The organism is Anaeromyxobacter oryzisoli (genome assembly GCF_022690765.1).
Taxonomy (GTDB): Bacteria; Myxococcota; Myxococcia; order Myxococcales; family Anaeromyxobacteraceae; genus Anaeromyxobacter; species Anaeromyxobacter oryzisoli.
The window spans coordinates 25,194-50,072 of record NZ_JALCZA010000035.1 but is presented as its reverse complement, the minus strand read 5'-3'; the positions used below and the strand labels follow the sequence as shown (position 1 = coordinate 50,072).

At 74.0% G+C, this 24,879-nt stretch carries 27 protein-coding genes and 2 pseudogenes; 16 read left to right on the top strand and 13 right to left on the bottom strand.

Annotated features, from left to right (window positions below; translation table 11 throughout):
* Window positions 1-304, top strand: a 304-nt coding sequence (locus MNZ27_RS12730) for a HEAT repeat domain-containing protein (RefSeq protein ID WP_242394454.1), incomplete at its 5' end; no start/stop codon positions are given.
* A 30-nt stretch (window positions 305-334) separates the two neighbouring features.
* Here MNZ27_RS12730 and MNZ27_RS12725 read toward each other — a convergent pair.
* The gene (locus MNZ27_RS12725; protein WP_242394453.1) at window positions 335-1,570 is read right to left on the bottom strand and encodes an ArsB/NhaD family transporter; all 1,236 of its coding nucleotides are present in this window, start codon (window positions 1,568-1,570) and stop codon (window positions 335-337) included.
* 300 nt (window positions 1,571-1,870) lie between these two features.
* Between MNZ27_RS12725 and rtcA the strand changes: the two genes are divergently transcribed.
* The 9 genes from rtcA (at window position 1,871) to MNZ27_RS12680 (ending at window position 10,040) form a co-directional block, all read left to right on the top strand.
* On the top strand, window positions 1,871-2,977 hold the full coding sequence (rtcA, locus tag MNZ27_RS12720; protein ID WP_242394452.1) for an RNA 3'-terminal phosphate cyclase: 1,107 nt from the start codon (window positions 1,871-1,873) through the stop codon (window positions 2,975-2,977).
* Window positions 2,978-3,081: 104 nt separating this feature from the next.
* Window positions 3,082-3,483 (top strand): hypothetical protein, encoded by a 402-nt coding sequence (locus MNZ27_RS12715; RefSeq protein WP_242394451.1) that lies wholly within the window; start codon window positions 3,082-3,084, stop codon window positions 3,481-3,483.
* Between the two features lie 73 nt (window positions 3,484-3,556).
* A complete protein-coding gene (locus MNZ27_RS12710) occupies window positions 3,557-4,642 on the top strand; it encodes an Mrp/NBP35 family ATP-binding protein (protein ID WP_242394450.1) in 1,086 nt (361 codons plus the stop codon).
* A 205-nt stretch (window positions 4,643-4,847) separates the two neighbouring features.
* On the top strand, window positions 4,848-5,363 hold the full coding sequence (locus MNZ27_RS12705; RefSeq protein WP_242394449.1) for a hypothetical protein: 516 nt from the start codon (window positions 4,848-4,850) through the stop codon (window positions 5,361-5,363).
* Window positions 5,360-5,698, top strand: coding sequence for a hypothetical protein (locus MNZ27_RS12700; RefSeq protein ID WP_242394448.1), 339 nt, complete (start codon window positions 5,360-5,362; stop codon window positions 5,696-5,698). The genes MNZ27_RS12705 and MNZ27_RS12700 overlap by 4 nt, the downstream gene beginning before the upstream one ends.
* A gap of 237 nt (window positions 5,699-5,935) precedes the next feature.
* The gene (locus MNZ27_RS12695) at window positions 5,936-6,502 is read left to right on the top strand and encodes a protein-tyrosine phosphatase family protein (protein ID WP_242394447.1); all 567 of its coding nucleotides are present in this window, start codon (window positions 5,936-5,938) and stop codon (window positions 6,500-6,502) included.
* An 8-nt stretch (window positions 6,503-6,510) separates the two neighbouring features.
* Complete coding sequence (locus MNZ27_RS12690) at window positions 6,511-8,274, top strand: hypothetical protein (protein ID WP_242394446.1); 1,764 nt, start codon at window positions 6,511-6,513, stop codon at window positions 8,272-8,274.
* A gap of 122 nt (window positions 8,275-8,396) precedes the next feature.
* Window positions 8,397-9,248, top strand: a complete 852-nt coding sequence (locus tag MNZ27_RS12685) for a 3-hydroxyacyl-CoA dehydrogenase family protein (protein ID WP_242394445.1) — start codon at window positions 8,397-8,399, stop codon at window positions 9,246-9,248.
* A gap of 9 nt (window positions 9,249-9,257) precedes the next feature.
* Window positions 9,258-10,040, top strand: a complete 783-nt coding sequence (locus MNZ27_RS12680; RefSeq protein WP_242394444.1) for an enoyl-CoA hydratase-related protein — start codon at window positions 9,258-9,260, stop codon at window positions 10,038-10,040.
* 21 nt (window positions 10,041-10,061) lie between these two features.
* On the opposite strand, the gene ribA is transcribed toward MNZ27_RS12680, so the two are convergent.
* Complete coding sequence (gene ribA, locus MNZ27_RS12675) at window positions 10,062-10,787, bottom strand: GTP cyclohydrolase II (protein WP_242394443.1); 726 nt, start codon at window positions 10,785-10,787, stop codon at window positions 10,062-10,064.
* 160 nt (window positions 10,788-10,947) lie between these two features.
* On the opposite strand from ribA, the gene MNZ27_RS12670 reads away from it, so the two are divergent.
* Window positions 10,948-11,556, top strand: coding sequence for a MerR family transcriptional regulator (locus MNZ27_RS12670; protein WP_242394442.1), 609 nt, complete (start codon window positions 10,948-10,950; stop codon window positions 11,554-11,556).
* A gap of 203 nt (window positions 11,557-11,759) precedes the next feature.
* On the opposite strand, the gene MNZ27_RS12665 is transcribed toward MNZ27_RS12670, so the two are convergent.
* The 9 genes from MNZ27_RS12665 to MNZ27_RS12625 form a co-directional block, all read right to left on the bottom strand.
* Entirely contained in the window at window positions 11,760-12,188 is a 429-nt protein-coding gene (locus MNZ27_RS12665; RefSeq protein WP_242394441.1) for a nucleoside-triphosphatase, read from the bottom strand.
* Between the two features lie 44 nt (window positions 12,189-12,232).
* Entirely contained in the window at window positions 12,233-12,571 is a 339-nt protein-coding gene (locus tag MNZ27_RS12660) for a Rossmann-fold NAD(P)-binding domain-containing protein (RefSeq protein WP_242394440.1), read from the bottom strand.
* A 309-nt stretch (window positions 12,572-12,880) separates the two neighbouring features.
* Window positions 12,881-13,213: a hypothetical protein gene (locus MNZ27_RS12655; RefSeq protein ID WP_242394439.1), complete on the bottom strand. Its 333-nt coding sequence runs from the start codon at window positions 13,211-13,213 to the stop codon at window positions 12,881-12,883.
* A 457-nt stretch (window positions 13,214-13,670) separates the two neighbouring features.
* Window positions 13,671-14,735, bottom strand: coding sequence for a medium chain dehydrogenase/reductase family protein (locus tag MNZ27_RS12650; protein WP_242394438.1), 1,065 nt, complete (start codon window positions 14,733-14,735; stop codon window positions 13,671-13,673).
* 164 nt (window positions 14,736-14,899) lie between these two features.
* Window positions 14,900-15,814: a hypothetical protein gene (locus tag MNZ27_RS12645; RefSeq protein WP_242394437.1), complete on the bottom strand. Its 915-nt coding sequence runs from the start codon at window positions 15,812-15,814 to the stop codon at window positions 14,900-14,902.
* Between the two features lie 8 nt (window positions 15,815-15,822).
* Window positions 15,823-17,646 (bottom strand): hypothetical protein, encoded by a 1,824-nt coding sequence (locus MNZ27_RS12640; RefSeq protein ID WP_242394436.1) that lies wholly within the window; start codon window positions 17,644-17,646, stop codon window positions 15,823-15,825.
* A 222-nt stretch (window positions 17,647-17,868) separates the two neighbouring features.
* On the bottom strand, window positions 17,869-18,426 hold the full coding sequence (locus MNZ27_RS12635; protein WP_242394435.1) for a nucleoside-triphosphatase: 558 nt from the start codon (window positions 18,424-18,426) through the stop codon (window positions 17,869-17,871).
* Window positions 18,426-18,911 (bottom strand): hypothetical protein, encoded by a 486-nt coding sequence (locus tag MNZ27_RS12630; protein ID WP_242394434.1) that lies wholly within the window; start codon window positions 18,909-18,911, stop codon window positions 18,426-18,428. The genes MNZ27_RS12635 and MNZ27_RS12630 overlap by 1 nt, the downstream gene beginning before the upstream one ends.
* 172 nt (window positions 18,912-19,083) lie before the next feature.
* Window positions 19,084-19,329 carry a hypothetical protein gene (locus tag MNZ27_RS12625; RefSeq protein ID WP_242394433.1) on the bottom strand — a complete coding sequence of 82 codons (246 nt, stop codon included), beginning with the start codon at window positions 19,327-19,329 and terminating at the stop codon, window positions 19,084-19,086.
* Window positions 19,330-20,221: 892 nt separating this feature from the next.
* Here MNZ27_RS12625 and MNZ27_RS24285 point away from each other — a divergent pair.
* From MNZ27_RS24285 to MNZ27_RS12620, 3 genes and pseudogenes are all read left to right on the top strand, one after another.
* Window positions 20,222-20,509 (top strand): annotated as a pseudogene (locus MNZ27_RS24285) (nucleoside-triphosphatase); the annotation flags it as partial.
* 25 nt (window positions 20,510-20,534) lie between these two features.
* Window positions 20,535-20,666 (top strand): annotated as a pseudogene (locus MNZ27_RS24280) (hypothetical protein); the annotation flags it as partial.
* A 62-nt stretch (window positions 20,667-20,728) separates the two neighbouring features.
* The gene (locus MNZ27_RS12620) at window positions 20,729-20,881 is read left to right on the top strand and encodes a hypothetical protein (protein ID WP_242394432.1); all 153 of its coding nucleotides are present in this window, start codon (window positions 20,729-20,731) and stop codon (window positions 20,879-20,881) included.
* On the opposite strand, the gene MNZ27_RS12615 is transcribed toward MNZ27_RS12620, so the two are convergent.
* The gene (locus MNZ27_RS12615) at window positions 20,878-21,447 is read right to left on the bottom strand and encodes a TIGR00725 family protein (RefSeq protein WP_242394431.1); all 570 of its coding nucleotides are present in this window, start codon (window positions 21,445-21,447) and stop codon (window positions 20,878-20,880) included. The genes MNZ27_RS12620 and MNZ27_RS12615 overlap by 4 nt on opposite strands.
* A gap of 660 nt (window positions 21,448-22,107) precedes the next feature.
* Between MNZ27_RS12615 and MNZ27_RS12610 the strand changes: the two genes are divergently transcribed.
* Complete coding sequence (locus tag MNZ27_RS12610) at window positions 22,108-23,136, top strand: bactofilin family protein (RefSeq protein WP_242394430.1); 1,029 nt, start codon at window positions 22,108-22,110, stop codon at window positions 23,134-23,136.
* Window positions 23,137-23,288: 152 nt separating this feature from the next.
* Here the strand turns inward: MNZ27_RS12610 and MNZ27_RS12605 are convergent, their stop codons facing one another.
* The gene (locus MNZ27_RS12605; protein ID WP_242394429.1) at window positions 23,289-23,870 is read right to left on the bottom strand and encodes a hypothetical protein; all 582 of its coding nucleotides are present in this window, start codon (window positions 23,868-23,870) and stop codon (window positions 23,289-23,291) included.
* 292 nt (window positions 23,871-24,162) lie between these two features.
* On the opposite strand from MNZ27_RS12605, the gene MNZ27_RS12600 reads away from it, so the two are divergent.
* Window positions 24,163-24,858, top strand: a complete 696-nt coding sequence (locus tag MNZ27_RS12600; RefSeq protein ID WP_242394428.1) for a hypothetical protein — start codon at window positions 24,163-24,165, stop codon at window positions 24,856-24,858.
* Window positions 24,859-24,879: the final 21 nt, after the last annotated feature.

Here is a 24,879-nt window from a genome sequence, read left to right as displayed (position 1 = left end):
GCCCGCGGGGCGCGACGCGCTCGTGGCGCTGCTCGGCGCGCCCGGCGGCGCGGGGCACGTCGAGGCGATCGAGGCCCTCGCCCAGCTCGCGGGGCCCGACGCGGGCCACGCGATCGCGGCGCAGCTCACGAGCGATCGGCCCGAGGTGCGCGCCGCCGCGGCGCGGGCGCTCGGGCGGATCCGTCACGAGGAGGCCGCGGCGCGGCTCGAGGCGCTCCGGAGCGACTACGCGGCGCGCGTCCGGCGCGCGGCGATCGAGGCGCTCTCGAAGCTCCCCGGCGGCCCGCCGCGGCCGCGGCGCTGAGGCGCTGAGCCGTCGTCCCCTGGCGCGGTACTAGAACACCCCGAGCCGCCGCTCGAGGAGCAGGATGCCCAGGCCCGCGGCGAGGGTCGCCGCGGTGACCGCGGCCCCGATCCGGAAGAAGCGCCAGAACCCGATCCGCCCCCGCGACCCGGCGAGCTCGAGGACGATGATGTTCGCCACCGAGCCGATCACGGTGAGGTTGCCGGCGAGGGTCGCGGAGAGGGCGGTGGCGAGCCACAGGAGCGTCGGGTCCGCGAGCCGCGGGATCCACCGCCCGGCGAGGATCACGAACGGGACGTTCGAGACGAGCTGCGACGCGGCGACGGAGAAGAGGCCGAACACCACCGCCTGCCGCGGGGCGCCGGCGCCCAGGGCGGGCGCGACGCCGTCGTACATCCTGGACGCGACGCCGGCGCGGTCGATCCCGGCGATGACGACGAACAGGCCCGCGAAGAAGACGAGGAGCGGCCAGTCCACGCGCTGGAGCGCCTCCCGGGGTGCCCGCCCGGCGATGGCCATGCAGAGCGCGCCGGCGAAGAGGCTCGTCCAGGCGAGATCGAAGCCGAGGAGGAACCCCGCCACCGCGACGCCGAGCGCGGCGAGGGCCTTGGCGAGGAGCGGCCGATCCACCTGGGGCGCGGCGAGCGCGCCGGCGAGCCGGCGGCGAGGCAGGTGCCGGTGGAAGATCGCGTGCAGGACGGCGGCGACGAGGACGAGCGAGGCGAGGGCGGGGAGGGCCAGGGCCGCGGCGAAGCGCGCGTACGAGATCCCCGACAGGGTACCGACGATCATGTTCTGGGGGTTGCCGGTGAGGGTCGCGACGCTGCCGGCGTTCGAGCCGAACGCGACCGCGAGGAGGTACGGGATCGGCGGCAGCTCGGCGTCGTCGATGATCCGCAGCACCAGCGGGGTCATCATCAGGCACACCGTGTCGTTCACGAGCAGGGCGGAGAGCGCGCCCGCGGTGAACACCAGCGCCCAGAGCAGGGAGCGCGGCGTGCCCACCGCGTGGATCACCCGCCAGCTCGCCCACCGGAAGAAGCCCGCCTCCCCGAGGTACGCGGTGAGGATCATCATCCCGAGGAGGAGGCCTAGGGTCTCCCCGTTCACCGCGGCGGCGCCCTGCGCCGGCGTGAGGACGCCCGCGGCGACCATCAGGACGGCGCCGAGGAGCGCCGCCGCCGGCCGATCCACCGAGAGCAGCGGGAAGCGCCCGGCCGCGACGGCGAGGTACGTCAGGGTGAAGATCACGAGGGCGGCGGTCACGCCCGTTTCTAGTACCGCGCGTCAGGAGTTGGAAACCGGAGCCGCACGCGCGGTACGCGGGTGGGGGTTCGGGGGAGGCGGCGCTCCGCCTCCCCCGGTAGGGCTCCGCGGGGAGGGCCCAGGCCTTGCCGCTCTTCTGCAAGGTCTGGAGCCTTCCCCGCGACGTACTGCGGAGCACATCGAGTCGAGCGGGCTCATGAGTTGTGCGGAGCAGTACGAGCACGCCCCCGCCGGGGCGAGCGGGGCGTCCGGCCCGCGCGCGCCCTTAACGGCGCCCCCGCGTCGCACTAGATTGGCCCGGTGCCCACCGACCTTCCGATCGTCATCGACGGCAGCGAGGGGGAGGGGGGCGGCCAGATGCTCCGGACCGCGCTGTCCCTCTCCGCGATCACCCGGAAGCCCTTCTCCATCGTGAACGTCAGGGCGAAGCGGCTCAAGCCCGGGCTCCGGCCGCAGCACCGCGAGGCGGCGCGCGCCGCGGCCCGGCTCGTGGACGCCGCCCTCGTGGGCGACGAGGTCGGCTCGGACCGGCTCGACTTCCGGCCGCGGCGGAGCGCGCGCGCGGGCGAGTGGGCGCTCGACATCGGCACCGCGGGCTCCACGCCGCTGCTGCTCCAGACCCTCTGCTGGCCGCTCGCGCTGACCGGCGCCCCCTCGACCGTGACGCTCCGCGGCGGGACGCACCAGGATCACGCGCCGAGCTTCCATTACCTCGCGCTCGTGTGGGCGCCGGCCGTGGCGCGGCTCGGCTTCCGCGTCGAGCTCGCGCTCCAGGCCGCCGGCTTCTACCCGGAGGGCGGCGGGGAGATGACCGCCCGGATCGCGCCGGCGCACTCGATGCCGCCGCTCGATCTGGTGCACCGCGGCACGGTGCAGGAGGTCGAGGTGGTCTCGATGGTCGCCGGGCTCGGCTACGACGTCGCCGAGCGTCAGGCGCAGCGGGCGATCCGGTCCCTGCGCGAGGCGGGCATCTCCGCGGAGGCGGAGCGCGTCCCCGTCCCGGCGCGCGGCTCCCGCGGTGGCCACGTGCTGGTGGTGGCCTCCTTCGAGCGCACGCGCGCCGGGTTCGGCGCGGTGGGGGGGCCGGATCGCGCGCCGGAGGAGACGGCGGACGTCGCGGTGAACGCGTTCCGCGCCTATCTGGCCGGTGGCGCCGCGGTCGATCCGCACCTCGGCGATCAGCTCCTGCTGCCCGCGTCGCTCCTCGCCGCCGGGATGGTCGCGCCGGCGCCCGGCGTCGTGCCGGCGACGCGGTACACCGTGGGTCGCGTGACGAAGCACCTCACGACCACCGCCGCCGTCATCCGTCGCTTCCTCGACGTGGACATCTCGATCGAAGGGCGTGAGGACGCCGAGGGCGAGGTGCGGGTCCAGCCGGGGACCGCGGGCGCGGTCGTGGCGGGGTGAGATCGGGCGGAGGAAGGCCCCGGGCGCCAGCCCTCGCGTCGCTCGACGCCAGCGGGTGGCGCATGAGGTAGCGCCGCCCGGCCGGATCGGGTAAGCGGTCCGACATGCGCAGCCCGCTCGCCGCTTGTCTCCTGACCACGGCCGTCCTCGTCGCCTGCGCCGGCGGCGGCGCGGCGGCGCCCGAGCCGCTCCCGCGCGCCTCCTCGGAGGACCCGCGAGCGGTCCTCTCGCGCTTCGTGGGCGCGGTCGAGGCGGGGCGCTGGGCGGAGGCCCACGCGCTGCTCTCGGCGCGGTGGCGACAGGCGTACACCTCGGGTCGCCTCGCCGCGGACTACGCCGGGGCCGGCCCCTCGGCGCGGGAGGCGGCCGGGCGCGCGGCGGCGCGGCTCGAGGCCGGGACCCCGCTCCGCGTCGCGGAGGGGCGCGCCGTCCTCCCTGTGGGGCCGGATCGCGAGGCGGTCCTCGTCGCCGAGGACGGCGGCTGGCGGGTCGATGCCCTGGAGTGAAGGCCGAGCGCCCGCGCCGTGCGGCCGCTCGCGCCGTTGAGAAGGCCGGGTGACCCCGCTATAAAGGGCCGGCATGCCGCTCGACAACACCGCCGCGCTCGAAGCGCTGAAGAAGGTCATGGATCCCGAGCTGCACCGGGACATCGTCTCCCTCGGGATGGTGAAGAACCTCGCCGTCGAGGGCGACGCGGTGAAGCTCAAGGTCGAGCTCACCACGCCTGCCTGCCCGCTCCGGGAGACCATCGGGAAGGACGTGGAGGCCGCCCTCCGCGGCGCGGGGTTCAAGCGCGTCGAGATCGGCTGGGGCGCCCAGGTGCGCTCGGCGCCGGGCGTCGCGCAGGCGCAGCTCACGCCGGGCGTGAAGAACATCGTCCTGGTGGGGGCAGGGAAGGGCGGGGTCGGGAAGAGCACGGTCTCCATCAACCTCGCCGTCTCGCTCGCGAAGCTCGGGGCGAAGGTCGGCATCCTGGACGCCGACCTCTACGGCCCCTCGGTCCCGATCCTCACCGGGCTCACCGAGCGCCCGACCTCCTCCGACGGCAAGCGGCTCGATCCGCTCACGGCCCACGGCGTGAAGGTCATGTCCATCGGCTTCCTCATCGACCCGGACCAGGCGCTGGTGTGGCGCGGGCCGATGGTCACCGGCGCCCTGATCCAGTTGCTCCGGGACGTGAGCTGGGGCGAGCTCGACTACCTGATCCTCGACCTGCCGCCCGGCACCGGTGACGTGCCGCTCACGCTCGCCCAGAACGTCCGGGCGGCCGGGGTGGTCCTCGTCTCGACGCCCCAGGACCTCGCCCTCGCCGACGTGATCCGCGCCAAGCTCATGTTCGACAAGGTCTCGATTCCGGTGCTCGGCCTGGTCGAGAACATGTCCTCGTTCGTCTGCCCGCACTGCCGTCAGGAGACGCCGATCTTCGACAAGGGGGGCGCCCGGGCGGCCGCCGAGAAGATGGGGATCCGCTTCCTCGGCGAGGTGCCGATCGACCTGGCGATCCGCGAGGGCGGCGATCGCGGCGTCCCCGTCGTCGCGGGCGCGCCGGACAGCCCGCAGGCGCAGGCCTTCATCGCCATGGCCCGGAACGTCGCCGGCGCGGTGAGCGCCCAGGTGCTGAAGGCGCCGCGCCTGCCCGTCATCGGGGCGCAGCCGCGCGCCTGAGAGCTCGAGCGCCCGAATTCACTTCGGGCGCGAGGGGCGGGCAAGGGCCCGCCCCTCTGGCGTCGAGTGGGCGGGGAAGAAGTTCGACGAGCTCTCGGGACCGCCCCGCGTAGTGGGGCGGTGGGGTGGGGTGAAGCGCCCGAATTCACTTCGGGCGCGAGGGGCGGGCAAGGGCCCGCCCCTCTAGAATAGAGAGGAGTCGGCCGTGGAGGGGCGACCGCCGTTCGAGGACGAGGAAGCGGAGCTCCCACCGCTCGAGCCGGGGCCGGTCGGGGCCAGGCTCGAGGCAGAGGGCGGGCCCGAGGAGCTCCCGCCGCCCCCCGGCGGCGGGCGCGGCCTGATCCCCGACACCGTGAAGAAGGCCCTCCTCGCAGGGGTCGGCGCGCTCTTCATGACGGAGGAGGGCGCCCGGAAGCTCGCGCGCGACTGGAAGCTGCCGAAGGAGCTCATCGGCTTCATCGGCCAGCAGGCCTCGAGCGCGAAGGACGAGGTCCTGCGCGTCCTCTCCGAGGAGATCCGGCGCTTCCTCGAGTCGGAGTCGCTGCGCCGCGAGTTCTGGAAGGCGCTCTCGTCCACCGCCATCGAGGTGAAGGCGGAGATCAGGCTCGTCCCGTCGGGCGCGGAGGGGCGGCCGAAGCCGCGGGTCGAGGCCACCGTGCGCCCACGCCGCGTCCCACCGGAGAAGGGGACGCGACGCCGCCGGAGGAAGGCCCGGGAGTGAAGGCGCTCGCCCGCCTGGTCGCCGTGCTGGGGGCCGTCGGCATCGGCCTGTTCCTCTTCCGGGCCGCGCCGCGCGAGGTGGTCCTCGTCTACGATCTGTCGCGCGTTCCCGGATCGACCTCGGTCGCGGTCGAGCTGCGGCAGGGCGGCGAGGTGGTGCGCCGGGCCGAGCTGTCCGTCCCCGCCGCGGCCACCCAGGTCCGCCATCGCGTCCAGCTCCCGGACGGCGATTACGCCCTCGAGTACCGCGTCGCGACCTCGGCCGGGACGCTCCAGGGACGTCGCCCGCTCGCCATCGGGGAGAGCGGGACGATCGTCCTCCCCCTCGGGCCCTGAGCGGATGGCGACACGCTCGACGTGCCTTCCAGGCACGCCTGCGCTGCTCGCTCGTCGTGTGCCCACGCCCGGCGACGGCATCGTGTGCCTCGCGACGCTCAACGCAAGCGGGTGGCGCCATGGACGCCGCTCCGGGAGCGACCGGCGCGGCGTCCCGGGAGAGCCCGACCGTCGGACGCGGCGCTGCCCGGATTGCGTGGCGTGCCGCGGCACGCGCGCGGACGCAACGTACCGATCGTGATCGATCTGCACTTCATCGCGCCCGGGCTCGCGGTGGGCGCGCACTTCACCATGGAGGCCGCGGGCCGGCTCGCCCGGGTGCACGGGATCCGCCGGGTCCTCGACGTCCGGACCGAGGCCTGCGACGACGAGGAGGTCCTGCGGGCGCAGGGCATCCGCCTGCTGCACCTCCCGACCCAGGACACCTGCGCGATCTCGCAGGCGCGGATCGAGCTCGGCGTGGCTTTCGCGTCGGAGGGGCTCGACGGCGGCGAGCGCGTGCTCGTCCACTGTCACTGGGGCATCGGCCGGAGCCCGCTGCTCGCCCTCTGCACGCTCGTGGCGCGCGGGGCCGCGCCGCTCGAGGCGCTCGCGCAGGCGAAGCGCGTCCGGCCGGCCGTGAGCCCGAGCCCCGAGCAGCTCCAGGCGCTCGTGACGTTCTCCGCGCGGGTGAAGGCGCGCGCCGGCGCGACCTGGGAGGTCCCGACCGTGGACGAGCTCGGCGCCATCGCCTGGTGTCACCTCGCGCTCGAGCCGGAGGCGGTCGAGCCAGAGAAGGCGCGCGCCGCCTCGACGCGCTCCTGATCCCGGCCGTGCGCTTCTTCGGAGAGCGGAGCCGGCGGGTCGAGGCCCGGGCGGCGATGATCGCGCTCCGGGAGGAGGCGGCCGCCGTCGCGGGGGCGCCGGCGGGGCCGGGGCGGCACGGCGCCCTCGGCGGGCTGCTCGTGCGGGCGGGCTGCCTGGCGCAGGGGATCGCGGACGCGGAGCGCGGCGCCACCCCGTTCGACGACGCCGGCCCGGCGTCCGACCTCGCGCTCGCGGCGGTCGCGGAGATCGCCGCGGCGCTCTGGACGAGCTGGCGCGCCGGCGGGCGCGCGCCGGCCCCGCGCCTCGCCGGGCTCGAACGGCTCGCGGGGGCAACCTTCCCGGACTGCGTGGAGCTGCGCCGGCCGGAGGGCTTCGTCCTGTACGGCGCGTACCCGGAGAGCTGGGCCGCCGCGGGGAGCGCGCTCGCGGGGCAGGAGCCCGTCGTCCTCGGGATCCGGTCCATCGGGACCGCGCTCGCGGCGATGGTGGCGGCGGGCGCCGGGGGGCCCGCGCCCGCGGGCACCGTCCGGCCCACCGGGCACCCGTTCCGCCGGGAGGTGACGTTCGGCCCTCGCCTGGCCGCGGTCGTCGCCGCCGCCGGGCGCGAGCGGCCGGTCGCGGTCGCAGACGAGGGGCCGGGGCTCTCCGGCAGCTCCTTCGCGGCGGTCCTCGCCGCGCTCGAGGCGCTCGGCGTCCCGCCCAAGCGCGTCCAGCTGTTCCCGAGCCACGCCGGCGAGCCGGGCCCTCGGGCCACGCCGGACGTGCGGACGCGGTACGCGCGCGCGCGCCGGCACGTGGTGCCGTTCGAGGCGCTCTTCTTCGGCGATCATCCGCTCGCGCTGGGCCGCCTCGCGGAGGACGTGATCGGCCCCGCGGAGGAGCCGCCCGAGGACGTCTCCGCCGGCGCGTGGCGGCGCCACGTGGCCGGCGCGCCCGGCGGCTGGCCGCCGTCGCAGGGCTGGCGCGAGCGGCGGAAGCTCCTCATCCGCGCCGGTGGACGGCGCTGGCTCGCGCGCTTCGCCGGGCTCGGCGACGCGGGCGCCGCCGCCCTGGCGCGGGCGCGGGCGCTCGCCGCGGCGGAGCTCGCGCCGGCGCCGGTGGCGCTGCGGCACGGGTTCCTCTTCTCGCCGTGGCTCGCCGACGCGCGGCCCGCGGGGCACGCCCGGCCGGCGCGCCCGCTGCTCCTGAGGACCCTCCGGCGATACCTCTCGTTCGTCGCCGCCGCCTTCCCGGCGGGCCCCGACGACGGCGCGTCGCCGGCCGAGCTCCTCGACATGGCGCGGCAGAACGCGGGCGACGCGCTCGGCGGGGAGGCGCGGGCGGGGCTCGCGGGCGCCGAGCGGATGGTGCGCGAGGTCGAGGCGCGCGCGCGGCCGGTGGCGGTGGACGGGAAGGTGGACGCGTGGGAGTGGCTGGTGCTGCCGGACGGCCGGGTCCTCAAGGCCGACGCCCTGGACCACCACTGCGATCACGGGCTCCCGGGGTGCCAGGACGCGCTCTGGGACGTCGCCGGGTGCGAGCTCGCGTTCGACCTCGCGCCGGACGAGACGCGAGCCCTCACGGACGCCGTGCGAGCCGCCGCGCCCGGGGCGCCACCCCGCGTCCTGCCGTTCTATCGCGTGTGCCGCGCGGCGTTCGAGGTCGGCCGCTGGACGCTCGCGAGCGAGGACCCCGGGATCGACGAGCGCGAGCTCGCCCGGCGCCGCGCCGCCGCGAGTCGCGCCGTGCGCGGGCTCGAGCGCGCGCTCGCGGCGACCCACCCCGGATGAGGCGTCGCGCGGAGGTGGATCGCCCGCCGGCATGCGCCGTGCGTTGACAAGCCGGACGCCGCGTCGCTTACATGACGACACCGGCGGTCGAAACGACACGGAACCACCACACGGGAGCGCGCATGGGCATCGAGCGGATGGCGGTGATCGGTGCGGGGCAGATGGGGTCGGGGATCGCGCAGGTCGCTGCGCAGGCGGGGATCACGGTGGTCCTGGCGGACGCCTCCGCCGACCTGGCGCGGCGCGCGCTCGAGCGGCTCGGCGCGACGCTCGCGAAGCTGGTCGAGAAGGGGAAGCTCGGCGCGGCGGAGCGCGACGCGGTGCTCGGCCGGATCCGCCCGGCCACGCGCCTCGAGGATTGCGCCGGCGCCGACCTCGCCATCGAGGCGATCCTGGAGAACCAGGCGGCGAAGACCGAGCTCTTCCGCAAGCTCGACGCGCTCCTGCCGGCGCACGCGATCCTCGCCTCGAACACCAGCTCGATCTCGATCACGGCGCTCGCCGCCGCGACCCGGCGGCCGGGGCAGTTCGTGGGGATGCACTTCATGAACCCGCCGCCGGTGATGCAGCTCGTCGAGATCATCCGCGGCCTCCAGACCTCCGACGCCACCTACGATGCGGTGGTCGCCCTGGCGAAGCGGTTCGGGAAGACCACCGTCACCTCGAAGGACTCGCCCGGCTTCATCGTGAACCGGATCCTGATCCCGCTCCTGAACGAGGCCTGCTTCGCGCTGCAGGAGGGGCTCGCGTCGCCGGAGGACATCGACACGGCGGTGAAGCTCGGCCTGAACCACCCGATGGGGCCGCTCACCCTCGCGGACTTCGTGGGGCTCGACACCTGCCTCTACATCGCCGAGGTGCTCCACCGCGAGCTCGGCGACGACAAGTACCGGCCGGCGCCGCTGCTCCGGAACTACGTCGCGGCGGGGTGGCTCGGTCGGAAGACCGGCCGCGGCTTCTACGCGTATCCCTGAGGAGGCGCCGTGCCTTTCGAGAACCTGATCGTCGAGGTCGCGGACGGGGTCGCCACGGTCACGGTGAACCGGCCGAAGCAGCTCAACGCGCTGGACCGGAAGACGCTCGAGGAGCTCTCCGCCGCGATCGATCAGATCGGGCGCGACCGGGCGGTGCGCGCGCTCGTGATCACCGGCGCCGGCGACAAGGCGTTCGTGGCCGGCGCGGACATCGCGGCGATGTCGCGCCTCGGCGCCGCGGAGGCGCGCGACTTCGCGGCGCTGGGTCACCGGGTGTTCGCGCAGCTCGAGGCGCTGCCCGTCGTCACGATCGCGGCGGTGAACGGCTTCGCCCTGGGCGGCGGCTGCGAGCTCACCCTCGCGTGCGATCTCGTCTACGCGAGCGAGCGCGCGCGGTTCGGCCAGCCGGAGGTGAACCTCGGCCTGGTGCCGGGCTTCGGCGGCACGCAGCGGCTCACCCGTCGCGTCGGTCCGATGCGCGCGAAGGAGCTCGTGCTCACCGGCGACATGGTGGACGCCGCGACCGCGAAGGCGATGGGGCTCTGCCTCGAGGTCGTCGCGCCGGAGAAGCTCCTCGAGCACGCGCGCGGGAAGGCGCGGACCGTCGCGTCGCGCGGCCCGGTGGCGGTCGCCACGGCCAAGCGGCTCATCCAGCAGGGGGCGGACCTGTCGCTCGCGGAGGCGAACGGCCTCGAGCGCCAGGGGTTCGCGGGGCTGTTCGGCGGGGAGGACGCGAAGGAGGGGATGCGCGCGTTCCTCGAGAAGCGGCCGCCGCGGTGGAAGGGGATCTGATCTGAGCGAGGCGGCCGCTCGCTAGCCGGTCAGCCCCGGCCCGCGCCTCCCGGAGCGCGCCCGGAAGACGGCAGGGCGCTCCAGGGGCTCGGCGGAGGGCTCGCGCGCCTCGTCGTCGGTCTGGATGAGGTGGCCGGTGCGCTCGCGCTTCGTCCGCAGGTACTCGATGTTGAACTCGTTGGCCGGCGAGGGAAGCTGGATCCGCTCCTTCACCGGGATGCCGGCCTCGGCGAGGCCGGAGAGCTTGTCGGGGTTGTTGGTGATGAGCGCCACGGAGCGGACGCCGAGGAGGCGGAGCATCTCCGCCGCGACGTCGTACCGCCGGAGGTCGTCGGGGAACCCGAGCAGGCGGTTCGCCTCGTAGGTGTCGTGCCCCTGGGCCTGGAGGGCATAGGCGCGGATCTTGTTCCCGAGCCCGATCCCGCGCCCTTCCTGTCGCAGGTAGAGCAGGACGCCGCGGCGGCGCGCGGCGATGAAGTCGAGGGCGCGGTCGAGCTGCGCGCGACAGTCGCACTTGAGCGAGCCGAGCACCTCGCTGGTGAGGCACTCCGAGTGGATGCGCGCCGGCACGTCCTCGCCGGCGACGTCGCCCATGAGCATCGCCACGTGCTCGAGGCCGGAGTCCACCTCGCGGAACACGATCGTCCGGAACAGGCCGCGGGCGGTGGGGAGGGCGGCCTCTCCGTAGAGCTCGACGCGGATCTTCCTGGGCCCTGTACGCGCCGCCACCGCCACGACGTTCTTCATCCTCGGCTGCTCCTCGCGGTCCGCCCGGCGACCCGGACGCGTGTCCTTAATCGCCCCCGCTGACGCGGGTCAAGACGATATCGTGTTACCACCTGGACGGAAAAAGTGGGTCTGGGTGAGCGTTGACATGCTCGCCGCCGCCGATTAGGTGAGCGGAGCGATGAGGGCCCATCTCTCGTCTGGTGATCTCGCCCGAGCGACGGGAAACACGGTCCGCACGATCCGCTTCTACGAGGAGGAGGGGCTCCTCACGCCCGCGGTGGTGAGCGAAGGTGGTCACCGTCGCTACACCGAGGACGATCTCGAGCGCCTCCAGCTCATCACCGATCTGCGCGAGCTCGGCCTCGCGCTCTGCGAGATCCGGTCGATGCTGGACCTGCGCTCCGGCTGCTACAGCGCCGCCGAGTTCGCGCTCCGGTTCCAGGAGGTGCTCGCGGGGCACCTGGAGCAGGCGCAGCGCCGGCTCGAGCGCCTCAAGCGGCTCAAGGAGGAGCTGCTCCAGGGGCTCGCGGCGATCCAGGTCCGGCTCTCGTCGTCGGGCACCGAGCAGTGTCCGTGCGCCGTCGCCGAGGCCGCGAACGCGCCGCGCATCGTGAAGGTCCTCGCGCGCCAGCAGGGCTGCTGCGGGCACCATCACGGAGAGCACCACGCGCACGCGGGCGACGCGCAGCCGCGGATCGCCGGCGGCGCCGCTTCGACGGAGCCGAGCGACGTGGGCTCCGGGCCCGCCGCCGCGACGGCCTCCGGGCGGAAGCCGCCGTCGGCCTGAGCCCGGCGCGATCCGCGGAGCAAGCGGTCCGCAGTGTTCGTCAGCGTTCGTCGCCGCAGGGGCGGGCGTTCCCGTCGCGGTCGTCCGGGCATCGAGTCCTCGAAGCGCGCGTGAAGAGCCGTCCAGGGCATGGCGCGAGCCGCGTCTCTGCGGGAGAGACCGTCACACGCTTCTAGTTTCCATAATCTATATTATCGGACGTCCTATGGGGCCTCGGGGAACCCGCCGGAACCACGCCGATCCGGGCCGAATCCTGCTTGGACGGCCCGGAGCCGCTCCGTGACCCATGCCACCAGGCGATCGCGGTCGTCCCGCGTCAGCTGGATCACCTCCACCCCCGGCAGTCGCTTCGCCTCCGCGATGAAGCCGGCGCCGATCAGCGCGACGCTCCCGAGCACCGGCACCGGACCGCTGAGCGCGCGTCGCGCCGCACGCACGAACGCCGCCGCCATGCACTCCATCTTCCCGATCTCGTCGATCACGACGAGGTCGACGCCCAGCCTGGGCTCGAGCGCATCCGCCCCGATCGCGTCCAGCGCCTCGACATGGACACCGTACCGTCCGACCCGCGGCCCGCCGCGCCCGCCCGCCGTCGCGAGCTGCCCTTGTCCGGCCGTTGGCGGGCCCGTCACCAGGATCCTGGGCGGAGATCGTGTCTCCGGGCGCGGCCCGAACGTCACCTCAGCCTGGGGGCGACGCGCGCGCGCATGAAGGACATGTACTCGCGCTCGGAGGTCTGGCGGCGCGCCTCGACGAGCGGGAGAATGTCGCTCGTCGCGACGTACCGGAGCTGATCCGACTCGTCCGTCGTCGCCTTGAAGATGACCTCGGCGACGTGCTCAGCCGTCGAGTCCTTGGCGCCGCTCCGGGACGCACGCAGGCCCGCGAACACCTCGTCCGCCGCGGCGACGAAGGCGTCGTAGTCGTGGATGTCCGAGGAGAAGGCGATGGCTTCCCGGGCAGAGCGTTCGCCGAACCGCGTCGTCAGGACGCCCCCCGGCTCCACGAGCTTCACGCGGATGCCGAGCGCGACCGCGACCGACCGAGCTCGGAGCCGGAGGGACTCGTGGAGAGTCCGCTCGGAGACGAGGTCTCGCCAGTACCGCAGCGCGAGGGGTGCCGCCGCCTTCCACTCCGGGAGCGCGGCGGCGAGCGGGGGCTGCGGCGTGTACCGTCAAGAACAACCAGGTCGACATCGCCGCCGAGCTTCACCTCCCGATCGTTCCGGCCCGGTCGTTCCGCGTCGGCTGGAGCGCCTCCACCCCCGGCAGTCGCGTCACCTCCGACATGGGCGGGTCAGCCGGCGTGATCCCGTCGGTCCCTGTCAACGGATCGAACACGTGTTCCCTTCTTCGATGGTGCCGCCAAAGTGAGCGACGCGGCCGACTTTGGCCGCCGAGACATCGCACTGGATGTCCATCTTCGAACCAGGCCTGCCGATGCCGCCCTGTGTCAACAGGACCTTGCGTCCGCCTGGCGTGTCCACACAGAGCGTCCAGCCCGCGACCGGGTCCCCGTATACGAACTCGATCCACCTGAATTCCTCGACCGGACCGACGGCGAACTCTCCGTTCCGATCCGCCACCGCGGAGAGTTGATAGGTGTGGCAATCCTCATCATGGAGGCTCGCGTTCAGGTAGACGGTGGCGCCGCCCACCGGCGTGGCGCCGCTCCGAACCGCGCCGGTGATCGCCGGGGCGAGGAGATCGTGATGCGGTCACGGGATGCAGCCGGAGAGGAGGAAGAGCGAGGCCGCAAGCACGAAGGACGTTTCGCGGTGATGACGATTCATGATGACCTCGGCCCAGCATCGAGAGGAAGACCCGGGGTGCCTGCTGCTGCGATGGTGAACATATCGCTTCCCTGGTGCTGAGAGTGAAGCCATCCAGAACCATCACGAGTCTGGCTCCGCAGCCGACGCAGCCGACGGGCAACAGCATCGGAACGAGCGGCGAAAGAGGTGTTGCCGCGCGGGCACCGTGAGCTGATTCCTGAAACGATACGAGCCAGTAAATGGGTGCGGTTTTCAGGAGCTTGGGCCGCTTCGCCCGAGCGCACCTGAAACGATGCGCGACGCGACTCCGACAGGTACGGCGCGGCGGATGACCTGCCCGTCAGGTCGCGGGCGTAGCCCGGACGGACGTGGGACCCGGCTCGCGTCGCGACGGGAGGTCCGGGCACACGACGAGCTTGCCCTCGAGACCGCCCGCCTCGAGCCTGCGGTGGGCCTCGGGGACCTCGTCCAGGGAGATCCGCTCGGCGACGCGCGGCCGGATGGCGCCGCTCGCCAGCAGCCCGAAGAGGCGCTCCAGGTCCTCCCGGAACCAGGCGGGATGTCGTGCCCGCATCACGTTGATCGAGTAGCCGCGGGCACGCTTGCCGCCCGGCAACCAGCCCCACAGATACAGGCGCGCGATCCACCCGAGCATTGGGAGCATGCGGCGTCGCGCCTGCACGCCCGCCGTGTAGCCGTAGGCGCAGAGCAGGCCGCCCCGCTTGAGCGCCGCGAACGATCGGCGATAGCCCTCCTCGCCGATGCCGTCAAAGACGACGTCGAACCCGCCCGGCAGGACCCGCGTGAAGTCCTCGCGCCGGTAGTCGATCGGTGTGGCGGCGAGCTCGCGGAGCAGCGCCGCGTGCTCGCCGCGCGCGGTGCCCCATAGCTCGACGCCAGCCTGCCTGCCGAGCACGAGCAGCGCCAGGCCGACCCCGCCGGCGGCTCCCTGCACGAGCACGCGCTGGCCGCGCCGAATCCGGGCCGCGCGGTGCAGGAGCTGGTACGCGGTCGTCCAGCTCAAGATCAGCGTCGCCGCCTCCGCCGCGTCCACGCCCGCCGGCACGCGGGTCACGCGGTCGGCCCGGAGCGTGCGATAGGCGGCGTTCGACCCGAGGACCGTCATGTCGGCTACGCGGTCGCCGATCTGGAAGCCGCTCACGCCGTCGCCGAGCTGATCGATCTCTCCGACCACGTCGTAGCCCAGCACGAACGGCGGCCGGCGGAGCACCCACGGGTAGAGGTGGCGCCGGATCGTCACGTCCGTGTACTCCACGCTCGAGGCGAGCACGCGGACCCGCACCTCGCCCCGGCCGGCGGTCGGCAGGGGCGCGTCCACGACCTCCAGACCCTCGGGACCACCGAAGCGCTTGACTCGAACGACCCGGTTGCGCGGCTCTCTCATGGGCGGAGTCCTTACTGGTCGCCTCGAGCGCGAGCCAGGCCATTCCAGCGGGGCGCGTGCAGCCGGCCGCGTCGGCCGACCAGGCGGAATTCGTAACGCCGTGCCCGCTCGTCGAGCCGCGAGGAAGCTCCGGATTCGCTGTGGGGGGCAGCTCGGGTGCGCCCTCACCGCGCCCGCGTCGTCACGACGACCCCTACGCTCCCGGTGGCCCGTTCGCGCCGCACGTCGAGCTGCACCACCTCGACGGCGGTGAACTGCCCCGGCCTCAACGCGCTCCCGAGCTCCACTTGCAGGTATACCGGCCGCCGGGCGCCGCCCTCCAGCGCGAGCTGGAGCCTGCCATCCCGCCGTTTCTCGTCCGCGCCCGCGCGTCCGGGCGCGAGCATTTCCCCCGCCTCGCGCAGGGCGAGCCGGACCTCGGTTCGCACCGGCTCTGCGCGCACGATCCGTGCGACGCTCACCAGCGCCTCGTGGGTCACCTGTCGCACGCGGACCTCGAACACGGCCTGCTGCCGGTACGGACTGACGGCCCAGAACGAGAACCCGATCATCGACTGCCCCGGCTGGACGGTCACCACCGCGAGGTTGTGCTGCGCCCAGTGGCGATCGCCGATGGGGTCCGGCAGCGAGCCAGCCTGGTCGTCGGGATGGCTGACGCACGCGAGCAGGCAGACGTGCGGCGGAGCCGTCGGGGGGATCGCCGTCGTCATCGCCGGGGTCGAGGCGGTCCCGCCGCGCGGATCCACCGGGACGACGCACAGGCCGACGCGGTTGGACGGTCCCATCGCCGCGAACCCGGTCGACGGATCCATCCACCAGACCGTCACGATCGGCAGAGCGGTCGCGTTGCCGAGCCCCCAGTTCACGATGTCGACCTGGACGGTCAGCTCCGCTCCGGGCTCATACGGCGTCAACGCGCGGATGGCGGGGCAGAGCCACGACACGACGGGCGCGGACAGCGGCCGCTGCGAGCCGTCGTCCGGCGGGCCGCCGGGAACGAGCGGCGCTGTCCAGTACGGGATCACGAGCGCCGGCCGATCATCGACGGGGCCGACGTCGGATGGCTGATTCTCGGGCATGACCATCCTCAGGTCGCAGCGTACGGGAGCACGTCCACGGCGAGCGGCACGTCGTCGATCGACCCGCCCGTGCTCCAGCAGGCGTGGTGCCATCCGCGATCGGCGTCGAGATCGAGGTTGTTGGCGTCGAGGACGCCGCGCGCGAGCTGGTCCCAGACGCGGAGGGCGGTGTCGCTCGCCGTCTCGAGCGGCGCGCCGGCGACGCCGAGCAGCACGGCGTCCGGCGTGGCGCCGGCGGGCAGCGGCGACGCCGCCGCGGCGGGCTGCTCGATCGGCGTCGCCGGGAACAGGTGAACGGTCGGCTCCGGATCCGGCACCGGCACGTGCGGCCACGACCCCGGCGGCGGGATGGCCGTGAACTCCTGGTAGAGCGGCCGCGCGAGCAAACCGTCCGGGTAGATGATCCCGTACACCGCGAGGAACGTGTACGCTTGATCGAGCCCCTCCCAGACGCGCCGCTGGAGGTCGAACAGATATCCGACGAGCGCCGTCACCTGGTCGACCTGCGCGGCGGCGGCGAGCTCACCGGCGGTGAGCTGCTGCTGGCTGGAGCCGACGAGCGCGCCCTGCCCGGCCCCGCCTCCCGCCGCGAACGCGGTGTTCCAGTCGTTCACCATGTTGTCCCAGATCTCGCAGCGCTCCTTCTGCCCCCACTTGCCGATGCAGTAGATGAACCCGCCCGCGAGGAAGACCACGGCGAGCAGGATCAGCTCCCAGAACGATCCGCACCGATCGCCGGTGCTCGGCGGGCTGTCGGTCTTCGCGGGCTTTCCGCTGCTCGTCCACTGGGGCTTCACGCCGCCCGCGCCGGGCCCCCCTCCTGCCCCGGCGGGCGCCGGGACGAGCGACGGCGCGGGCCGGGTCGGATCGCCGTAGAGCGCGGTCAGGAAGGGCTCCATCGGCGGGACCGGGGCCGGCGGCATGGCGAAGCCGTCCAGCAGCTCGAGGTGGCGGATCAGCCGGCGATACCCGAGCTGCAGATCCGGCAGCGGCGGCGTGCGCGAGAGATCGTACGTGCTCGTGAGCGCCTCGGTGACGAGCTGCTCGACCGCGGCGGGCAGCGCCGGCGTCGCCCCACCGCCCGGCCGCATCGCGTTTGCGAGGTCGGAGAGGCTCCGGAGCGTGGGCCGGGACTGCGCGAGCCAGCTCCCCATGGTGTTCCGCGCGAGCCGGTCCCGGTGTCGGTGGCAGCGGCGCGGCCCACCGACGACCTGGCCGAGGTACGCGGAGCCGCAGGCGTTCGCGCCGTAGCTCGAGAGCGCGCCGAGCGCGAAGGCGCGCGTCGGCGGATCGGAGGCGCGCGCGTGGAGCGCCCGCGCGAGCGCGTCCGTCCGGCGTGCGAGGAACACGTCTGCCCAGGTCCAGTCATGCAGCTTCCGATCCTGCTGGCGCGGATGCGGCGGGAGGTGGGTGAGCGCCTCGATGTCGGCTCGGAGGGCCCCGAGCTCCCCCTGCCCGAGCGTCATGCCGTCGGCGAACGCCTTCATGTTGGCGCTGGCTGCGCTGAACTTCGCGACGGACGAGGGATCGGCCGGACTGGCGAGCGATTCCTCGAGGTCGGCGCGCACCTGCCCGAGCGCCGCGTACAGCGTCGCGCCCTGGCGCCAAAGGCTCGCGGACCGCTCGAGCAGCGCGAGCTCGGTCCCGTCGCTGGCGGCGTGCCACACCAGGTGATCGACGAGCGCCCCGAGCAGCGCGACGTCCGGTGCGGACGCGAGGTCCTGCATCGCGCGATCCCGGGTGCTCGCGAGCTTCGGATCCGAGATCGTCTGTGCGGCGAGCGCCGCGCGGAACGCCTCCAGCGCGGCCACGTGCGTGCGGTAGTCGACCATGCGGGCTCCCCTGCTCGGTCTGGCGCCGGTGAGACCGAGTTCCACCAACGGTAACGATGGCCGAGGCCGTTTCAAGGATGGCCGATCGGAGCCCCCACCAAGACGGAGGCGTACCCTGCGTACGGTGGCCCGTCAGCGTGGCAATCGCTCGGCGTGCGGCGGGAGAGCCGGTGCGTGTGCGCGCGGGCGATGCGGCGAGCCGACGGGCGGCGCGCATCGGCGTCAACGGCTCGAAGGATCCCGGCTTGCGCGCGCAGCGCCAGCGCGGAGCCGCTCCGCGATCGTCGTCGGCAGCGAATCCCGGTTGTCCCGGGACAGCGGGATCACCTCCACGCCGGGGAGTCGCTTCGCCTCCGGGATGAAGCCACCGCCGACCAGCGCGACGCTCCCGAGCACCGGCACCGGACCGGTGAGCGCGCGCCGCGCCGCGCGCACGAACGTGGGGGAGAGGCACTCCATCTTCCCGATCTCGTCGATCACGACGAGGTCGATCCCCGGCCCGGGCTCGAGCGCCTCCGCCCCGAGCGCGTCCAGCGACTCGAGGTGCACGCCGTACCGGCCGACGCGCGGACCGCCGCGCCCGCCTGCGGTCGCGAGCTGCGCCGACCGACCGTCGAGCGTCGAGAGCCGGAACCCGGTTCGGCCCGCGCGACCGCGGATCTCCCCCGTGTAGAACCCGGTAGCGCGGACGTCCGGGATCAGCTCGAGCACCCGCCGAACGAACGTCGTCTTGCCGACGCCCGGCGGACCCGTCACCAGAATCCGGGGCGGCGTCGTCATCAGGGCTCCCGGCTCGCCGCGCCCGCAGGCGCCACGTCGCCCCGGATGACGAGCGTGGCCGAGCGTGTCTCGCCCGCGCTGCAGCCGATCAGGAGCCCGGCCTGGCCGCTCGTCCGGACCCCCGGGGCATCGGCCGGAGGCGGCGGCACGGGGCGAGGCTCCGGGAGCGGACCGCACGTCGGCGCCGCCCCGGAGCGGACCGGGATCACCCAGCCGTCCACCGTCCTCGACGACGCGTCACCGTCCAGCCCGGAGAACGTGGACGTGAAGACGAGCGGCGCGCTCGAAGGCGCGCACAGGAACCCGACCTGGAACACGACGAACCCGGACCCGCTCGAGTCGAACCCGACGAGGACCTGCGCGGGGAACGTCGTCGCGACCTGGACCGTCGGCTCGACCCTGACCACGACCAGCAGCTTCCCGTCATCGTCGCCGCCGCAGGCGAGCGACGCGAGGACGAACCCGAGCAGCACACGCGACCGCACCCGCGGCTCCAGGGCGACCTCCGGCAGCCAGAGGCGCCTCGATCATGGCGGCGGAGCGCGACCTGCGCCTGCCCCCGTGCAGCGACGCCCGGAGGCGGGAGCGCCCGCTCGACCGCGCGCGGCCGGCGGCGGCGCGGCCGGACCTTGGCGAGCGCCATCGAGCGTGCGCGCGTCACGGGCCCTCCCGGTACCCGAGGTCGGCGCACGTCTTGTCGCCGTACAGCGTGCCGGCGCAGCTCCGGTAATCGACCGAGAGATCCGTGAGCGGCGCGTCCTCGACGTCGAGGCAGAAGGTCTCCGTCCACGACATGGTGAAGCAGGTCCCGGTCGCGTCGAGGCACGCGTCGTGGTGGGTGTTCTCGTAGCAGCACCCCGCGGCAGACGTGACGAGGATCGCGGTGATGGCGAACAGGCGCACGCGCCTTCGCTCTTGCCCGAACCATGCCAGACGCCTGGTCCATGAGCGTCGCATGATCCGGCCCGGCGACCCCGTGCCGGCGCGTCACAGCGTCGCTGGAGCGCGACGGTGCCTCGACGCATTCGTCGCCCTCCCCGCCTTTGCGGAGCGCAACCGCGTCTGAACGTGAACATGGCCGTGCACGGATCCTCGACGGTGCGTTACGATGCGGAGGGGACGTGAATCGAAGGATCGGGGCGTTGCTGGCGGCGCTCGCGATCACGGCGAGCGGCTGCAAGATCGGCGAGAACCTCAAGGCGAGCTGGTTCGACTGTTCGCGCCAGTGCGTGGACTGCTCGATCAAGAACGCCGACGGCACCTGCGCGGGCGGGGTCACCTCGAACACCTCGCGCGTCTGCTCGGGCGACTACGGGAGCGCGGAGCAGCTCTGCACCGCGGCCTGCGACGCGAGCGAGCAGTCGGGCGTCGTCGGGGTGAGGCACAGCCACTCGACGCCTGCCTCACGGCGTGGTGGCGGACCCAGTACGGTTCGTGCGCGATCGTGCCGGAGTGCTCCGGCGCGACCGGCGATCTGCAGCAGGCTTGCGCCGCCTCCGACTGCCATTGGGTCGCCTTCATCGGCTACCGTCGTCTCCGCGGCCCTGTCGAGCCGGGCCGCGTCCGCCTCCTGGACGGCGTGCGGGTACTGAGGCGCGCTCGCTGACGATCGGGTGAGGGGCCGCCTCCCGGCGGCTTCCGACTGACCGTCGCCACGCCGCGCCCGTTGCGCCCGACCACGACCGCGTCGGTCGGGCGCGGTGCCGGCCGGCGGCTTCACCGTAGCCCCGCGCGTGCCCCGAGCGGCACCTCCACGAATGTCCTGAAGACGTCGCGGGGCGGCGGGTCGCGGACGATGATCGGAGCCGCTCGGTGCTCGAGCTCGAGCGGGGCACGTGCCCTGCCCTGCGGGCGATCTCATCGACGCCGCTCGACGGGGGCCGGGGTCCCGGGGGGCGCCGGCCGCGTTCACCGTGGCCAGGTTCCGGCGGTGCCACCCCCTCGCGTTCTCCTCACCGGACCACCGGGGTCGGGCAAGACGACCGCGATCCGGCGCACGATCGCGCTGCTGCCCGGCCTGCCGATGGCGGGCTTCTACACGGAGGAAGTCCGCGGCGCGACCGGCAGGACGGGCTTCCGGATCGTCACGCTCGGCGGACCGGACCGCGCGCCTCGCGACCGCGGGAGCTCCCGGCGGCCCGCGGGTCGGACGCTACACCGTCCACGTCGCGGAGCTCGAGACGCTCCTCTCGCAGCTCGAGCCGTCATCGGACGTCGGGCTCCTCGTCGTCGACGAGATCGGGAAGATGGGTGCCTCTCGCCCGCGTTCGTCACCACCGCGCGACGGGCGCTCACCTCCGCCGTGCCCTTCCTCGGAACCGTGGCGCTCCTCGGCGGCGGCTTCATCGCGGAGGCGAAGCGGTCGCCGGGGGTCCTGGTGCTCTCCTTGTCGGCGGAGCGCCGGGACCTCCTCCCGGCGGAGCACGCCGCTCGGTTTCGAGCGGCGTGCTCCTAGCCCGCTGTCCCCGCGCGCCGCGCCTCGGCATATTCCGGCAGGCGCCGGCGGAGCACCGTGATCGCCTCCTCGGCGGTGTCGACACCGAACACCTGATCGTCCGGGATCGACGCGAACCGGACCCGGTCGTCGACGCGGGTGCCGGCGAGCCGGCCGCTCCATCCGTCGATCCGGTAGGCGACGAGCAGCCGGCGATGGATCCAGGCGAGCGCGATCTCGGAGAGTGTGCCGGCGCCGCCTCCGATGGCGACGATCGCATCAGCATGCGCGACGAGCGCGTTCCGTAGGTGCCCGAGCCCGGTCGGGAGTGAGACGTCCACGTGCACGTTCGCGCCCGCCGCGTCGTCCCCGGGCAGGATGCCGATCACGACGCCGGGCGCGTACGCCGCCGCGCGCCTCGCGCCGCGGCTCGCCGCCTCCATGACGCCGCCGAGCCCGCCGGTCAGGATCCGATGGCCGGCGTCGACGAGCCGCTGGCCGAGCGCCTCGGCGAGCCGCCAGGGCCGCGAGCCCTCGGAGGCGGTCCCGTCACCGATCACCGCGACGAGGTGAAGCCGCGACGCCATGCCCCGGATCCCGAGCTGTGCATTTCACGGAGGTTGCTCACGCGCCTGCGTCCAGGCGCGTCGTCGGGCTCAGCCGGGGTCCGTACCAGCTCTGGCTTACGAGAGCCCCGGTCCGTGACGAGCCTCGGTCCGTGACGAGCCTCGGTCCGTGACGAGCCTCGGTCCGTGACGAGCCTCGGTCCGTGACGAGCCTCGGTCCGTGACGAGCCTCGGTCCGTGACGAGCCTCGGTCCGTGACGAGCTTCGGTCCGTGACGAGCTTCGGTCCGTGACGAGCTTCGGTCCGTGACGAGCTTCGGTCCGTGACGAGCTTCGGCCCCCGTGAGTTGACGGTCGGGGCGTGGCGATGCGTGACCCGAGCACGGAGCACACCCGCTCGCTCGGACGCCGCTGGCGAGATCGCTCGCTCGCGGGGCCCCGAGGCTCCCTGACCGAGAGGGCACGGCTCCGGTAGCTTCGCTCAGGGTGACGTCCGCGAGGGCCTGACGGGCTCGCGTTCCGTGCGCACCGAGCGAGGGAAGGAAGGGACACGACCATGACGCCGAGGCGGGGAACGTCGCTCGCTGTCGCGGCTCTGCTGCTCGCTCCGGCGCTCGGTGATGCGCAGCCTGAGCGGCGCGCTCGCGGGGAGGACGCGTATCTCTCCGGGCCGAACGTGGAGGTGACTCAGGACCTCCCGGGCGATCTCGTCGCGACAGGCGGCACGGTGCACGTCGGCGCGTCGGTGGCCGAGACGGCGATCCTCGCGGGCGGCAACATCACGGTCGACGGTGCCGTTGGCGACGACCTCATCGCGGCGGGCGGCGAGGTCGTGCTGCGAGGCCACGTGGGCGACGACGCGCGGCTCGCCGGAGGGACCTTGAGGATCGCCGGACGCGTCGAGGACGACGCGACGCTCGCGGGTGGAACGGTCCGAGTGGAGCGCGACGGCTTCGTCGGCGGGCGCGCCTGGCTCGCGGGCGGCGAGATCGTCGTGGCAGGGACCGTCGGGAGGCAGCTGCGCGTAGCTGGCCGGCACGTGTCGATCGAGGGCACCGTGCATGGCGACGTCCAGGTCGACGCGGAGTCGCTCGACATCGGACCGGCGGCCCGGATCGACGGAGACGTCGTACATCGTGGTCCGCGCGAGCCCCGGATCGCCACCGGCGCTCGCGTCGGCGGGCGGATCGAGCACCGGCCACCGGCTGAGGCCCGCTGGGCGCCTGCGTTCGCGGTGCTCGTCTGGATCCTGCTCCTGGCCGGGCTCTTCGTGACGGGCGCCGTGATGATCCTCCTCTTCCCGCGGTTCACGCCCGCTGCGGCACAGACCATCCGGACGGATCCCTGGCGGTCGCTCGGCGTCGGCACACTGGTGCTCCTGGGCGCGCCGGCCCTGATGGTCGCGCTCTTCGTCACCGGGATCGGCGTCCCGCTCGGCCTCGTCCTGCTCGCGGCGTACCTCGTCGCGCTGCTCGTCGCGTACCTCCTGACTGCCCTGTCTCTCGGCATGGCCGGCATGAGGCGCCTCGCCAGCGAGCCCGCGCCGTCGAGGGGGACGCTCGTGCTCGGGCTGCTCGGCGCGCTGGTGGTCCTCGGACTCCTGCGGCTCGTGCCGGTGCTCGGCGGCCTCGTCTCCCTGGCGGCGCTCCTCTTCGGGAACGGCGCGCTCGTCACGGAGCTCCACCGTTCGTATCGCGGCGATCGGCGCTGACACCGTGAAGAACGCCGACCTGAGGACCTGACCAGCGTGTTTCGCGATTCCCGCGGCGGCCGCTTGAGCGGCGAACCGCCTCCGCCTCGCACAAGTACGCACCGGTTACTGCGCGAAGGACCTCCTGACCGGGACGTGGTCGGTCTGCGCCCTCACCAGAACCGCCACCACGGCCGAGCGGCCCTCGACACGGCACCGCCCTTGGCGGCCCGCAGCACCTCGAAGCCGGGGCTCCCGGGCACGAGCGCGTCGTGCCGGAAGCCGGTGAGGCCCCTCGCGAGCTCGACCGGGATCTCGAAGAAGAAGTCCACCTCCGCCTCCTCGCCGCCCTCCCCCGCCTGGCTCACGGCGCAGGACCGCCGGACCTCCTCCAGCTCCACGGGCGGATCGCCCGAGACGTCGAGATCGCCGATCGCGAGGTCTCCCTGGTGCCGGACCGTCCACCGCTTCGCGCCACCGCGCCAGAGCGTGGCGGAGGCGAACATGACGTGCTCCTCGATCGAGCAGCCGACGGCGGTCCCGCCTGCAGAGGCGAGCTTCAGGACGTCTTCCGACACGATGGCGTGGTCGCAACCGGCCGCGACGACGAGATACCAGCCGTCCGGGAGCGAAGCGCCCACCACCGGCGCTTCGCCGGGCTCACCGGGATCACCCGTCCCGATCAACCCGAGCTGCCGCCGGACCAGCTCCGGCTCGGCCCCGCGGAACGCCAGCCACGACACTGATTGTCCCATGCAGCTCCAGGCTCCCGTCTACTCGGGTCGGCCCGCCGAGCTTACCGTACGTCGCGCGCCCGTGGGCTGCGCTGCTCTCCCGGGCGCCCTCGGGTGCGAGGGCCAGCGGACCCGCTCCGCTCCCGCGTGGGCGGACGAGGCGGCCTCGCCTCCGCCGGAAGGCGCGACATCCTCGAACGCTGGCGCCGACACGCGGCACGCTCGCTCAGAGCGCTGGCCCAGCCCCCGCTCCCCCGCCTTCGCGCCCACCTCGACGAAGGATGCCGTGCCCCGCACGTGTTAGGCTCTCGGCATGCCGAAGCCGCCGCGCGCCGCGTGCGCGCTCCTCGCCTCCGGCCTCCTCGCGGCGTGCTCGCCGGGGCCGGATTCCAGCACCCCACCCGCCCCTGCGGCCGGGCCGGCAGCCCCGCAGCCCGGACCGCCCACGCCGGCGGCCGCGCCCGCCTCGCCCCCGGCCCAGCCCCGGACGGAGCCGCAGGAGCCCGTGCCCGGCCCCTCCGCGCCGCAGGCCGACGCTGCGAGCGCGCCGGCGGTCGCCACGCCACCGTCCCACGCCCTGCCCCTCTCCCTGGTCGTGCGCGAGGTCGCCGCGATCGGCCCCGGGGGCGCCGCCCTGTCGCTCGCGCGCGCCGGCGAGACAGTCGTCGATCCGGCCGCGCGGTTCCGCGTCGTGCTCGCGGTGGCGAGCCGCGACGTGCGGGTCGTCCTCGTGGACGGCGACGACGCCCTGGTGGCCGCCTCCAGCTCGCGGGAGGTCGGCGCCGCGGCCACCCGCATCATCGTCACCCCATCCGTGCCCCTGGACGCGGGGAGCCGCTACACGTTCCGGATCGAGGGCGCGGTCACGCGCGAGCTCCACGACGTCAGCGGGAAGGCCTACGCCCCGACCACCCTGGCGCTGCGCGCGGCGGGGCAGCCGGCCGCCGCGGAGCACAAGGAGCACAAGCACAAGCAGCACAAGGCGAAGGCCAAGCGACGGCACCGCTGACCCCCGCGCCCGGGGCGATTT